Source organism: Streptomyces sp. UNOB3_S3, assembly GCF_020740895.1.
Classification (GTDB): Bacteria; Actinomycetota; Actinomycetes; order Streptomycetales; family Streptomycetaceae; genus Streptomyces.
In genome coordinates this window covers 1-13,025 of sequence record NZ_JAILXP010000196.1, presented here as the reverse complement: position 1 = coordinate 13,025, position 13,025 = coordinate 1, and the positions used below count along the sequence as shown (strand labels likewise).

At 73.4% G+C, this 13,025-nt stretch carries 11 protein-coding genes and 1 pseudogene; 7 read left to right on the top strand and 5 right to left on the bottom strand.

The features are described 5' to 3' along the window. The coding region (locus K6I33_RS36065; RefSeq protein WP_275126742.1) for a type I polyketide synthase at positions 1-3,295 on the bottom strand (3,295 nt) is incomplete at its 3' end. Between the two features lie 148 nt (positions 3,296-3,443). On the opposite strand from K6I33_RS36065, the gene K6I33_RS35820 reads away from it, so the two are divergent. After that, positions 3,444-4,292, top strand: coding sequence for a thioesterase domain-containing protein (locus tag K6I33_RS35820; RefSeq protein WP_229355107.1), 849 nt, complete (start codon positions 3,444-3,446; stop codon positions 4,290-4,292). A 39-nt stretch (positions 4,293-4,331) separates the two neighbouring features. Here K6I33_RS35820 and K6I33_RS21040 read toward each other — a convergent pair. Further along, positions 4,332-4,415, bottom strand: a pseudogene (locus K6I33_RS21040) (hypothetical protein); the annotation flags it as partial. Between the two features lie 213 nt (positions 4,416-4,628). Here K6I33_RS21040 and K6I33_RS36650 point away from each other — a divergent pair. After that, positions 4,629-5,000, top strand: a complete 372-nt coding sequence (locus K6I33_RS36650) for an acyl carrier protein (RefSeq protein ID WP_374285449.1) — start codon at positions 4,629-4,631, stop codon at positions 4,998-5,000. Here the strand turns inward: K6I33_RS36650 and K6I33_RS21035 are convergent. Further along, the gene (locus K6I33_RS21035) at positions 4,919-5,344 is read right to left on the bottom strand and encodes a pyridoxamine 5'-phosphate oxidase family protein (protein ID WP_229355105.1); all 426 of its coding nucleotides are present in this window, start codon (positions 5,342-5,344) and stop codon (positions 4,919-4,921) included. The genes K6I33_RS36650 and K6I33_RS21035 overlap by 82 nt on opposite strands. A 325-nt stretch (positions 5,345-5,669) precedes the next feature. Here K6I33_RS21035 and ctaD point away from each other — a divergent pair, with 325 nt between their 5' ends. Further along, complete coding sequence (ctaD, locus tag K6I33_RS21030) at positions 5,670-7,334, top strand: cytochrome c oxidase subunit I (RefSeq protein WP_229355103.1); 1,665 nt, start codon at positions 5,670-5,672, stop codon at positions 7,332-7,334. A 45-nt stretch (positions 7,335-7,379) separates the two neighbouring features. Then, complete coding sequence (locus K6I33_RS21025) at positions 7,380-7,835, top strand: hypothetical protein (protein WP_229355100.1); 456 nt, start codon at positions 7,380-7,382, stop codon at positions 7,833-7,835. A 9-nt stretch (positions 7,836-7,844) separates the two neighbouring features. On the opposite strand, the gene K6I33_RS21020 is transcribed toward K6I33_RS21025, so the two are convergent. Next, positions 7,845-8,714: a universal stress protein gene (locus tag K6I33_RS21020; protein WP_229355098.1), complete on the bottom strand. Its 870-nt coding sequence runs from the start codon at positions 8,712-8,714 to the stop codon at positions 7,845-7,847. Between the two features lie 194 nt (positions 8,715-8,908). Between K6I33_RS21020 and K6I33_RS21015 the strand changes: the two genes are divergently transcribed. Both K6I33_RS21015 and K6I33_RS21010 read left to right on the top strand, forming a co-directional pair. Further along, a complete protein-coding gene (locus tag K6I33_RS21015) occupies positions 8,909-9,793 on the top strand; it encodes an alpha/beta fold hydrolase (protein ID WP_229355096.1) in 885 nt (294 codons plus the stop codon). Then, positions 9,781-11,019, top strand: coding sequence for a hypothetical protein (locus K6I33_RS21010; RefSeq protein WP_229355094.1), 1,239 nt, complete (start codon positions 9,781-9,783; stop codon positions 11,017-11,019). The genes K6I33_RS21015 and K6I33_RS21010 overlap by 13 nt, the downstream gene beginning before the upstream one ends. A gap of 41 nt (positions 11,020-11,060) precedes the next feature. Here K6I33_RS21010 and K6I33_RS21005 read toward each other — a convergent pair whose 3' ends face one another. Further along, positions 11,061-11,621: a hypothetical protein gene (locus tag K6I33_RS21005; RefSeq protein ID WP_229355092.1), complete on the bottom strand. Its 561-nt coding sequence runs from the start codon at positions 11,619-11,621 to the stop codon at positions 11,061-11,063. Between the two features lie 505 nt (positions 11,622-12,126). Here K6I33_RS21005 and K6I33_RS21000 point away from each other — a divergent pair. Next, the gene (locus K6I33_RS21000) at positions 12,127-12,999 is read left to right on the top strand and encodes a universal stress protein (RefSeq protein ID WP_229355090.1); all 873 of its coding nucleotides are present in this window, start codon (positions 12,127-12,129) and stop codon (positions 12,997-12,999) included. Positions 13,000-13,025 lie beyond the last annotated feature (26 nt).

Below are 13,025 nucleotides of genomic sequence, written 5' to 3'. Positions count from 1 at the left end.
GGACGTAGGGGGCGGGTGTGTCCGGCTCCGGGGTTCCGGGGAGCGCGTACCGGGCCAGGACCTCGCCGTCGCCGACCTCCAGGCCGGTGAGGACGGTGAAGGCCGGACCATAGGCGATGCCCGCGGCGGCGGCCCCGGCGTGGGTGTCCATCGCGGAGACGGTCTTCGGCAGGCGGGCGCGCAGCTCCTGGATGTCCTCCGGCGCCGGTTGTCCGCGCAGCAGGCGGCGTACGACGGCTCGGGCGTGCGGGCGCCAGGGCCCGGTGCCGTCGCGGCTGGAGATGCGCACGGTGCCGTCGCCCGGGTCGAGCGAGGTCTGGAGGCGGACGTCCATGGCGGGGTCGTCGAAGGGCAGGGTCAGGGCGCGTTCGACGGCCAGGTCCTGGAGCTGGACGGGGCCTTGGTGGTGGAGGCGGCCGGCGCCGAGGGCCGCTTCGGCGAAGGCGGCGGCGGGGACGACGACCGCGCCGGTGACGACGTGGTCGGCGAGCCACCGGTGGTGGGTGGGGTCGACGCGCAGTTGCCAGAGGGGTTCGGCGTGGTTGGCACGCTCGCCGAGGAGGGGGTGGTGACTCCGGCCGTCGCCGCAGCCCTTGCCGAACCAGCGGGCGGAACCGTGCCAGTGGTGTTCCCGCTGCCAGGGGTAGGCGGGCAGGTCCCGCACCCGGCCCGGTACGGGGAAGAGTCCGCTGACGTCGGTGCGGGCTCCGGCGGCGAGCAGGGCGGCGACGGTCCGTTCCAGGGCTTCGGGCCCGTCCTGGCTCCGCGAGAGCGTGGGAAGGACGGTGGTGGGCCCGGTGTCGTCCGGGCCGAGGACGCGACGCAGGTAGTGGGAGAGGACGGGGTGCGGGCCGATCTCCACGAAGGCGTCGCAGCCCGTTCCCGCCAGCGCCTGGACGGCGTCCGGCAGCCGCACGGGCCGGCGGACGTTGTGCCACCAGTACGGCCCGGTCAGGGATTCGCCCTGCTGGAGGGTACCGGTGACGGTCGAGGCGAACGGCAGCTTCCCCGCCTGCGGACGCAGCGTGGCCAGGGCGGTGTGCAGCTCCGCCTCGATGGGGTCCATGTGGGCGGTGTGGAAGGCGTGGTCGAGGTCGAGCGTCCGGAAGAAGACGCCCTGTCCGGCCAGCTTCCCGGCCAGCTCGTCGAGGGCGCTCTCGTCACCGGCGACCGTCACGTCGCGAGGGCTGTTGACGGCGGCCAGTTCCAGCAGCCCCTTGAAGGGCGTCAGTTCCTCCAGCGCCCTCTCCGGAGGCAGCCCCACGGCGGCCATCCTCCCCGTGCCGGCGGTATGGGCCTGGGCGCGGCTGCGGTGGGTGATGACCTGGGCGGCGGAGACGAGGTCGAGCGCGCCGCAGGCGTGGGCGGCGGCGACCTCGCCGACGCTGTGCCCGGCGACGCCGGCCGGGCGCACTCCATACGCCGCCAGCGCGGCGGTGAGCGCCACCTGCACGGTGAACAGCAGCGGCTGGGCGATCTCCGTCCGCGCCTGCCGGGCCGCGTCCCCGCCACGGGCCAGCTCTTCCCGTACCGACCAGCCGAGCAGGGGCGACAGGACCGCGTCGGCCTCGGCGACGGCGTCCCGGAACGCCGACGTCCCGGGACCGCGCCCGGCGGCGGTCAGCAACCGGCGGCCCATTCCCGTCCATTGGGCGCCGTTGCCGCTGTAGACGAAGGCGATGGCACCATGCCCGAGCACGGGCGCGGGCGGGGCGTCGGCGCCGGCACGCAGGTGGGCGGCGGCGGTGCGGGCGTCGGTGGCCAGGACGACGGAACGGCAGGGGTGTCTGCCGCGCCGGGTGAAGGTGGTGTGGGCGATGTCGTAGAACGTGCCGGGGTCCGCGCCCGCGGTGTCGAGGTGGTCGGCGAGCCCGGTGGCGGCCGAGGCGAGGGCCTCGGGAGTGCGCGCGGAGACCAGCACGGGGCGTGGCCCCTCGGGCGGGTCCGGCCGGGCGGCGGGTACGGGGGCGGGCGCGAGGACCGCGTGGGCGTTGGAGCCGCCGAACCCGAAGGAGTTGACGCCCACCAGCCCGCCGGAGGCCGTCGCCAGCGGGGTGGCGGCGCTCACGGGGGTCAGGCCCAGGCGGGGGAAGTCGATGGCCGGGTTGGCCGGCAGGCCGTGGAGGGAGGGCGGGATGACGCGGTGGCGCAGGACGAGGAGGGCTTTGAGCAGCCCGGCCAGCCCCGAAGCGGACTCCAGGTGCCCGAGGTTGGTCTTGACCGATCCGATGGGCAGCGGCGGCCCCGCGGAGCACCGGCCGGCCAGGGCCGTCGCGATGGCCTCGCACTCCAGGGGGTCGCCCACGGGCGTGCCGGTGCCGTGCGCCTCCATGTAGACCAGCTCGCGGGCGTCCGGCCCCGACGGGCCGTACACCTGGCGGAGCAGGGCGGCCTGTGCCCGGGCGCTGGGCTGGGCCAGGCCGGGGGTGCGGCCGTCGCTGTTGGTCCCGGTGGCCACGATCACGGCGTGGACGCGGTCGCCGTCGGCGAGGGCCCGGTCGAGGGGCTTGAGGACGAGGAGCACGCCGCCCTCGGCCCGTACGAACCCGTCGGCGGCGGCGGAGAAGGCGCGGCAGCGGCCGGTGGGCGAGAGCATCGAGGCCTTGGCGAAGCCGACGAACTCGTGGGGCCCGACGAGGATGTTGACCCCGGCGGCCAGCGCCAGCTCCCCGCCGGAGCCGAGGAACCCGCACGCCTGGTGGAGGGCGACCAGGCTCGACGAGCAGGCGGTGTCCACGGCCAGGCCGGGGCCGCGCAGGTCGAAGGCGTGGGAGAGGCGGCCCGCGGTGTTGCCGCTCGCGAGCCCGGTCATGGTGTGCCGGTCGACGGTCTCCAGCCGGCTCAACTGGAGGTTGCCGTAGGCGTGGTTGGACACGCCGACGAAGACGCCGGTGGCGGAGCCGGCCAGGCGGGCCGGGTCGATACCGGCGTCGTCCACTCCCTCGGCGGCCAGCTCCAGCAGGATCCGCTGCTGCGGGTCCATGCGGTCGGCCTCGCGCGGGGAGAGGGAGAAGTAGTCCGCGTCGAAGCCCGCGATGTCGTCGAGCACCCCGGCCGCCGCCGTGTAGCTGCGCCCGGGCCGGCGCGGATCGGCGTCGGTGAACTCCCGCGCGTCGAACCGTTCGGCGGGCATCCGTGTGACCAGGTCCCGGCCGTCGAGGAGCGCGGACCACAACGTGTCCAGGCTGTTGAGACCGCCGGGGAGACGCAACGCGACCCCGACGACCGCCACGTTACCCGTGCCGCGGGCCTCCCCCGCACGACTGTCGGCGCGACTGTCGGCTGCGCGATCCATATCCGCCCCCCACGGCAGAACACACTCGACCGGACATTCGGACACCTGCCCATGCCGCAGGGCACGAAAAAGAGGGGATCCGGTTGTTCCTACGAAAGAGTGATAGAGATGAAGGGGAAGAGGTGGCGGAGGGGGGAACGTTCCGACCGTGAGAGCACTCGGTGACGGACTGCTGTGGGAACTGGCGCCCGAGCGGGGATGGAGCGGCGGCCCGGAGGCCGCCGTGCTGCTCCTGCCCGGGGTGGGGGGCGGCGCCGCGGACTTCGCGCACTGGATCCGCCACCTCACCCCCGGATTCCGGATCCTGTCCGCCCGCTACCCGGGGCGGCGGACCGGTGGAGCGGCGCCCGACCCCGGCCCCGGCCCGGCGACCGGCCTCGTGGAACCCACCGTCCCCGTGGAACCCACCGACCTCGCGGAACCCGCCGGACTCGTAGAACCAGCCGGACTCGCGGGCCTCGCCGCCCGGCTGGCCGACCGGCTGACGCAGCACGTCACGGAACCCCTGCTGATCTTCGGGCACAGCATGGGAGCGGCCCTCGGCTACGAGACCGCGTGGCAGCTCGCCCGCCGGCGTCAGCCGGCCCTCGCCCTCCACGCCTGCGCGGCCTTCTCACCACCCGAGTACGCGGGCTTCGACCTGGACAGCCGGTCCATGGACGACGGCGCGCTGATCGGCCTCATCACCGCCCTGGCCATTCCCCTGCCCCGGGGCGAGCCCGCACGGCGACGCCAGGAGGCGCTCCGGGCGGTGCGTGCCGACCTCGCCCTGATCGACGCCTACGACTACGGGCCGCGCCCCAGACCGCTGGAGTACCCGATCACCGTATGGAGCGCCCGGGACGACACCGTCATCCCCGCCGCCTCGGCACGGCTCTGGCAGCCGATGACCCGTCACCCCCTCGCGCACCACACCCTTCCCGTGGCTCACCACTGCCTCAGCTCCCTCCGGGCCATCGAACCGATCGCCCGCGCCCTGCGCGGTGAGGGCCAGTGAACCGGCGACAGCGGCGCGTCAGCCCGCCCAGCGGGCCGCCTAGGTCGCCCAGTAGGTGAGGATGATCCGCGCTCCGGCCCGGTGGACGGCGGTGAGGGTCTCGGCGACGGCCCGTTCGCGGTCGGAAGTCCACGACGCCCCCGGAACCGGCACCCAAGGCCGCCTGGCACGTCTGACGTCCCTCCTCCACGCCAAGGGGTTCACCGTCCGTACCGAGCAGCACGCCCTTCTCAGCGGCACCGACCGCCACATGCTCTACGCACGACGCCCGGACCGCGCCGCGGCTCCGTCCGTACCGTCCGCACCGACACTGCTGCACGGCGCCGAGTTGCGCTCGTGGCTGGCCCGAAGGTCGACGGGACAGCGCTGACCACCACCAGCAGGGCCCGGCCGTCGGGGAGTACCGCTGCCGCGTCTGCCTCGTCCGGAGCTTCCGGCTCCTCCGGCTGGATCGAGGCCGTCCTCGGCGACGCGTGGAAGGAAGTCCTCGGCCTGACCGACATCGACGCCGACGAGGACTTCCACGCCCTCGGCGACGACTCCCTCAGCGCCATCGCCCTGCTGACCCGCCGCAGCCCGGAGGAGCCTCGAACTCACCCTCCCCGACGTCCTCGCCCACCCCACGATCAGCGCTCTGGCCGCCCATCTGCCGGCCGCGAACTGATGCGACAGCCCGTGACCAGATCGAGGCTGATGCTGACCGTGTGAGTCATGTCGCCGCCGATCCACGGTTCGAGCGCGTCCTGATAGCGCTGCTGAAGGTCCGGATCCCTTACGAGGCGGGCCTCGCCCGTCACCACCACGCTCCACCCGACGCGCCGCTCGGTGTCGAACTCGTCGGCTTCGTACGCCACCACCGCCCCGTCGCGCGCCGGGCCGAGCAGCGCGGCGCCGGTGTGGGTGCGGATGATGACGCGGTCGTCGAGCAGGACGTGGTTGACGGGACGGACGGCGGGCAGTGCCTGATGGCTGAAGACCAGTCGGCCGATCTTCGCGCCCTTCAGCAGCCTGAGCGCCTCGTACCGGGGAAGCGGTTGTGTGATACGGGCCATGTCCTCAGTAGACATACCCGCCGCGCCGGTTCCTAGGGCTGAACGGTCCCCGGCCGGGGCCCCTCGGGGTGTGCCGCCGGGCGGCCGCTCCGCCGGTGGTGGGCGGCCCGGAGAGCCGGCGGCCCGGCGGCCCGAGCGCGCCGGTGGGCACCGGCGGGCACCGGCCGCGCGCCGCCGAGGGACTGAAGGGCCCCGTCCCCGGGGCCGGTGGGGCCGCGCACGTCGGGGCCCACGGCCCCTGTCCGCCGCCCGGCGGGCGAGCCGATCATGATCCCGTCATTGACCGGAAATCGTGTGGAGTTGGTGGTCCGTGGACGGTATGGGCATGGGAGCGGACGAGAGGACCGAGGAACGGCGCGCGCCGGTGGTGGCCGGCGCGGACTCCGCCCGGAGTCCCCGGGCCTCGGTGGTGAACTGGCTGACCACCACGGACCACAAGAGGATCGGGACGCTCTATCTGGTGTCGGCGTTCGCCTTCTTCATCATCGGCGGCCTGATGGCCCTGCTGATGCGTGCCGAGCTGGCCCGGCCGGGAACGCAGCTCCTGTCGAACGAGCAGTTCAACCAGGCGTTCACGATGCACGGCTCGGTCATGCTGCTGCTGTTCGCGATGCCGTTGTTCACGGGCTTCGCCAACTGGCTGATGCCCCTGCAGATCGGCGCGCCGGACGTGGCGTTCCCGCGGCTGAACATGCTCGCCTTCTGGCTCTTCCTCTTCGGCTCGCTGATAGCGGCGGCCGGTCTTCTCACGCCGCAGGGGGCGGCGGACTTCGGCTGGTTCGCCTACGCGCCGCTGTCGGACGCGACCCACTCCCCCGGTGTCGGCGCCGATATGTGGATCATGGGTGTGGCACTGTCGGGATTCGGCAGCATTCTGGGCGCGGTCAATTTCATCACCACCATCGTGGGCATGCGCGCGCCCGGCATGACGATGTTCCGCATGCCGATCTTCACATGGAACGTGCTGCTGACCGCCGTGCTCATCCTGCTCGTGTTCCCCGTGCTGGCCGCGGCCCTGCTCGCCCTGGAGATGGACCGCAAGTTCGGCTCGCACGTCTTCGACTCCGCCAACGGCGGCGCGCTGCTCTGGCAGCACCTGTTCTGGTTCTTCGGCCACCCCGAGGTGTACGTACTGGCCCTGCCGTTCTTCGGCATCGTCTCCGAGGTCGTCCCGGTGTTCTCCCGGAAGCCGATGTTCGGTTACTGGGGCCTGATCGCGGCGACGATTTCCATCGCCGGTCTTTCGGTCACCGTGTGGGCGCACCACATGTATGTCACCGGTGGTGTGCTCCTGCCGTTCTTCTCCTTCATGACCTTCCTGATCGCGGTCCCGACCGGTGTGAAGTTCTTCAACTGGATCGGCACCATGTGGAAGGGATCGCTGTCCTTCGAGACCCCGATGCTGTGGGTCACCGGATTCCTTCTCACATTCGTCTTCGGCGGGCTGACGGGCGTGATCCTCGCGGCGCCGCCGCTCGACTTCCACGTTTCCGACTCGTATTTCGTCGTGGCCCACTTCCACTACACGCTCTTCGGCACCGTGGTGTACGCCATGTTCGCCGGATTCCACTTCTGGTGGCCCAAGTTCACCGGCAAGATGCTCGACGAACGGCTCGGCAAGATCACCTTCTGGACACTCACCGTGGGCTTCCACACCACGTTCCTGGTGCAGCACTGGCTGGGCGCGGAGGGCATGCCGCGTCGTTACGCGGACTACCTCGCCTCCGACGGCTTCACGGCGCTGAACACCGTCTCGTCCATCGGCTCGTTCCTGCTGGGCCTGTCGATCCTGCCGTTCTTCTACAACGTCTGGAAGACCGCCAAGTACGGCAAGAAGGTCGAGGTCGACGACCCGTGGGGCTACGGCCGCTCGCTGGAGTGGGCGACCTCCTGCCCGCCGCCGCGGCACAACTTCCTCACGCTGCCGCGGATCCGCTCCGAATCCCCGGCGTTCGACCTCCACCACCCGGACGTCGCCACCCACGTCTGACCGCCGTCGCGCCCCGAGGGGGAGAGACCCGAGAGAGGAAGAGAGATGTCGAACCTGGTCCTGGCCCTGGCCGCGGCGGCACTCACCGTCGCCGGGACCGTCTGGTACCTGCCGGCCGTGGCGGAGCTGCGGGCCGGCGCCGACCGGCCGTTCTTCCGCCGCGTCTCGGCGGCCGGGTGCCTCACCGGATGGAGCACCTGCGCGGGCACCGTCCCGCTGTTCCTGACCGGGGTTCCGGGGCCCGCCACGGGCGGCGCCGTGGCGGCGGGCGGCGCGGCCGCCGGCTGTCTGTACGCGGTGGGCGGCGCGCTGCGGCGGCGCGAGCTGAGGACCGCCGCCCTCGACTGGACCGAGCTGGCCGGCCCCGCGCCCGTCGCGGTGCCGGGACCCGGCGTCAGGGGCCGCGCGGCACGCCTGGCCGTCGTCTGGTGCCTGTCCGCGGTGGTACTCGCGTCCGCCGGCACGGCCCTGCTGCTGATGTCCGCGTACGGCCGCGCCTGACGCGCGTGGTCATCGCGCCGACGGGGCCGGCGCGATGATCAACGGGCAGTAGGTGCCGTGGATCAGGGTGCGGCCGGTCGAGCCGAGCAGCGCCGTCCTGAGTCCGCCCCTCCCGTGCGCGCCGATCACCAGGCAGCGCGCGTCGCGGGAGGCCAGGGCGAGCATCGCCGCGGGATCGCCGACGACGACGTCCTGCCGGACCTCGACGCCCGGGTACCGCTCCCGGTGCCCCGCCAGCGACTCCGAGAGGTCCACCCGGGTCTCCTCCAGGACCTCGGCCCTCCCCGCGTCCCGGGGCCCGCGGACCAGCACCGCGACCAGGCCGACCCCGCGCAGGAACGCCTCCTCGAAGGCCAGGTCGACTGCGGCCCTCGCCGGGGGCGGGCCGTCCGCCCCGACCACGACGGGCGCGTCGTCCGGCACGCCGGAGGGCGGCTCCCGCACGAGGGCGACCGGGCAGGGCAGGTGCCCGGCCAGGGCGTCGGCCTCGTCCCGGGGCGCGAAGAACGAGTCCGCCCCGGCGTGGCGCGGTGCGGCCAGGACGAGGAGGCTCGCGGACGCCGCGGCTTCGCGCAGGACCCGTGCGGGCCGCCCGGAGGCCGGCTCGGTGGTGACCTCCAGCTCCGGGTGCTCGTGCAGCGCCTGGTCGCGCGCTTCGCGCAGCAGCGTTTCCCCACGGGCGTGGAGGTGTGTCGCCCAGGAGTGGGCCCGGCTTCCGGGCTCCGTGTCCGGCGGGGTGCTCGCCGGACCGGTCCGGACGTGCAGCAGCCTCAAGGGGAGGCGGCGGAGGGCCGCCTCGTCCGCCGCCCAGCGCACGGCGTGCCCGCTCAGGGGCCGGTCGGTGACCTCCGTGAGCACGGCGTCGCGTTTCCCGTCCATCCGGAGACACCCTCCCGTCCTTCCCGGGCCGCTCTCTGTCTCCAGCGTGCGGCCATCGCCGACACCACGCCACGGGGGTATGGGAGGGGTGTAGGGAAGCGGCGCCCCTGGGCATGCCTATGGCGGCACCCCGGCCCTGTCACGGCGGGCTCGTGCCGGGGTCCGGTATCGCTGTCGGCATCGCCTGGAGTTCGATGGACACGCTCAGGACCGGGACGCTCGGGGTGCCGGGCGCGCGGCTGTACTACGAGGTACGGGGTGCGGGGCCGCCCCTGTTGCTCATCACCGGGGGCAACAGCGACGCGGCCGTCTTCGAGGACCTGGCCGCTGTGCTGGCCGCGCGCTTCCGCGTCGTCGGCTACGACCTGCGCGGCAACTCCCGCAGCGTGCTCTCGGGACCGCCGGTGGACCAGCGGATCGAGGCGCACGCGGACGACGCGTCCCGGCTGCTCGCGCATCTGTTCCCGACGGGTGAGCCGGTCCATGTGTTCGGCAGCTGCCTGGGCGCGCTCGTGGGCCTGGAGCTCACGTCGCGTCATCCGGACCGGGTGCGGGCGGTGGTGGCGCACGAGCCGCCCGCCGTGGCCCTGCTGCCGGACGCCGAGGAACACCTCGCGCTCGTCGACGACGTCGTCCGGACGTTCCACCGGGAGGGCGTGGTACCGGCGCTGCGCCGGCTCAGCGCGCTCTTCGACGGCCGTCCCGCGCCGGCGCTGCCCGAGGAGCGTGACAACTCCGCGTTCTTCCTGGCGCATGTCCTGCGTCCCTCCATGCGGTTCGTTCCCGACCTCGCCGCGCTCGCGGCGGTGGCGGACCGGGTCACGATGGCGGGCGGCCACGATTCGCGCGCGTATGTCGTCCACCGGCCGGCGGTGGCCCTGGCGCGGCGGCTGGGACACCGGCCCGTGCTGTTCCCGGGCGGCCACGTGGGATACGCCGGGGCGCCCGGGGCGTTCGCGGAGCGCCTCGTCGAGGTCTTCGCCACACGGCCGGCGGGCGGCGCGGACCCAGGCGGGACCGGCGGGACCAGCGGGGCCGGCGGGACCGGCGGTCCGGGGGCGCGGGCATGCGCGTCGTGATGGGGGCGCAGAACTGCGGCTTCGGCCCGGTCGCCGAACTCGCCGCGGTCTCGCGGCTGCTCGCCTGCCACGAGCGGGTGTTCGTGGGTGACGGTGTGGCGGCGGCCTTCGCCCGGGCCAACCCGGACGCCTTCGACGACATCCGGCCGGTGTCCGGGGCCGTCGACGCCCTCCTGGAGTCCAGCGATCACGTGGTGTCGGCGATGGACGCGGACCTGGCCCTGCGGGCCGTGGTGGCGCGGCGGCCCGTGGTCATGGTGGACAGCCTGTTCGGCTTCTGGCGGCTCGAACGGCCGCTGGCCCGGATCCACGGCCTGTGCGAGAGCCTGCCGCGCACCGGGTTCGCGGCCGCCGACGCCCATCTGCGCGAACTCTCTCCGCACGAGCGGATCGTGGCGGCGCATCTGCTGGCCACCGACAGCGTGGTGCAGAACTTCCCGGGCGCCGACGTGCGCATCGCCGCGTTCACCGCGCTCGGCTCCGGGCCCGCCGTCCACCCGACCGGCCCGATCATCGATCACTCGGTCATCGATCGCACCGGCCTGCCGGGCGCGTCAGGGGAAGCGCCCCCGGAGTACGACCTGCTGGTCAATGTCGGCGGTTTCAGGAACTTCCTGCTGGATTTCGAGTCGAACAACGACTATCTGTTGCTGCTGGGGCGCTGGCTGGAGGACCTGCCGCGCGACTGGCCGCGGTTCCGGCGCGTACTGGTCTGCGGCGGCCCCTTCGCCGGACACCGGGAGCGGACCGTCTCGTCCGCCGGGCGGGAGACCGCCTTTCGCTGCCTGCCCCAGCGCGAGGTGCTGCGGCAGGTGGCGAACACCCCCGCGTACCTGCTGGCACCCGGGCTGACCGCGCTCCACGAGTCACTGACCCTGGGGCGGCTGCCGCTGGCACTGCACGAGCAGCACTACGCCCACGTCTTCACCGTGCGGCGGCTGGGCGGCACGCTCTTCGGGCGGACCGCCAACCGGTTCTCGGACGTCGTGCCGTACGACGACGTGCCGGAGGACGACTTCGCCGGCACCGCGGCCCTGGTGCGGATCGCGGGCCGGATACGGACGGACGACGGCCTCTACGCCGCGTTCCGGCGTTCCTTCAACGAACGCGTCGAGCGGTACCTCGCGCTCACGCCGGCGCAGCGGCGGGACGGCGTGCGGGAGTTGCGGGACATCCTCGGGGGCGAGCCCGTCGCCTCCGTGGTGGCCAGGATCTTCGCCCGGTGAGGAGGGGCCCGCGGGTGTGAACGCCGGGCCCGGTCGCGGCCTCAGGCGATCGTGAGCGTCGTCACCCCCGTCGCGCCCGTGAAGCCTGTGGTGAGGCACTGCAGCACGCCCGGTTGCGGCAGGGTGATGACCTCGACCGCGCCATGCCCCTTGAACCGGCCCTCGACGACCTTGCCGGTGATCGTGGTGACGACCTGCCCCGCCACCTCCGTACTGCTGCCGCTGATCTCGGCGACGCTCGTGTCGCCGGTGCTCCAGCGGAACGTTCGCCGGGCCGTGAAGCCGTCGAGAAGGTCGTCGCAGCCCGCGAACAGGCTGAACTTCTCCCCGTACGACCCGCTCCTCACCTTCCCGCCCGCGTCGAGGCACGACACGAACCGTCCGTCGGTGGTGACGTCGAACTGCCGTGCCCCGAAGGTGACTCCGGGGCTGTAGGTGACGGACTCGGTGCCCTGGCACTGCAGGAGGGCAGACCCCCGGTCGTGGCCGTGCGCCGAGGCGGACGTCATGGGCGTCGCCACCATGCCGAGGGCGGCGATCATCGCCAGGGCACGGACACAGACACGGGCACGGGCACGCGGGCGTGCTCTCTCGACGGCCATGGCGGACCTCCTCGTGGTGGACGGCACGAGGCGTGGCATCCCCCGCCCGGACACCCGCGACACGGGCGCGCGGGAGTGACCGGAGTGCGTGCCGTGTCACGGGCGGGCGCCCGCCCGTACCGCTCACTTCTCGTCGAAGAGGAGTTCCTCGGAAGGGTGGGTCATCCTCACGGTCGCCCGTAGTTGCCGGTGTAGTGGGTCTCCAGCGCGTCGATGCCTTCGAGGCATTCGAGGCCTTCGAGCCGCACATCGACGTGACCGTCCGCGGCCGGCTCCGGCTTGTGACACCCCCGGACGCTGCGGCCGCCCCGGTGCGACCGCCATCGGGGGGCGTCGTGGTTCCCACGTCGATCCGGCGGGCGTCCGGCGGGCGTCCGGCGTGGAAACGCGCTCCGGACGTGCCATGAGGACGCCGACCGGAGATGGTGGAAGGGGGCAACAGCACGGATCGCCGCCCGGCCCGAGATGCCGGGTGAGGCGGTAGGACGGCAAGGCGGTGAGGACGATGGAGCGTCCCGTGGTGGTGGGCGTCGACGGGTCGGACGGCAGCCTCGCCGCCCTGGACTGGGCCGCGGCGGAGGCGACCCGCCTCCGGCTTCCGTTGCGCGTGGTCTACGCGTCGCTGTGGGAGCGCTACGAAGGACCGGCGTCCTTGTTCACCGATCAACGATCGACGGACGAAGAAGGGGCGATCCTGCACATCGTCGACGCGGCCGAGGAACGGGCCCGGCGGCTCTCCCCGGAGCTGCGGGTGGACGCCGTGACCGTGCCGGACGACGCGGGGACGGCGCTGGTGGAGGAGTCGCGCCATGCGGCGGTCCTGGTGACCGGTTCGTCCGGGCACGGCGTCGTCAAGGGATTCCTGCTGGGCTCCGTGAGCCTCGCGGTGGCGGGACGCGCGGACTGTCCCGTCGTCGTCGTTCGCGGCGAGGAACGCGCCGTCAAGGGCACGGCCGGCCGGGTCGTCGTCGGCGTGGGCGACGAGGAAGAAGCCGCCACCGCCGTGCGATTCGCCCTGCGCGAGGCCGCGACACGCGGGTGCGAGCTTCAGGCCGTACGGGCCTGGCGCAGCCCCCAGCCGTCGGCGGACCCCTTGATCGTGCTCGATTCCACCGCCGTGGCCTACGAGGAACAGGCCGGCGCCATCCTGAACGACGCGCTGAAGGAAGCCGTGGCCGAGCACCCGGAGGTGACCGTCCGGCGCACGGTGCTGGAAGGGCCCGCGCACCGGGTGCTGCTCGATCCGGCGGCGGACGCCGATCTGCTGGTGCTCGGCGCCACCAGGCGGCAGGGCCGGTTCGGCCTGCAACTCGGCCGGGTCAGTCACACCGCCCTGCACCGGGCCGCCTGCCCCGTCGCGGTGGTCCCGCACCAGTGAAGCGGCGTACGCGCCGGGCCCGGACC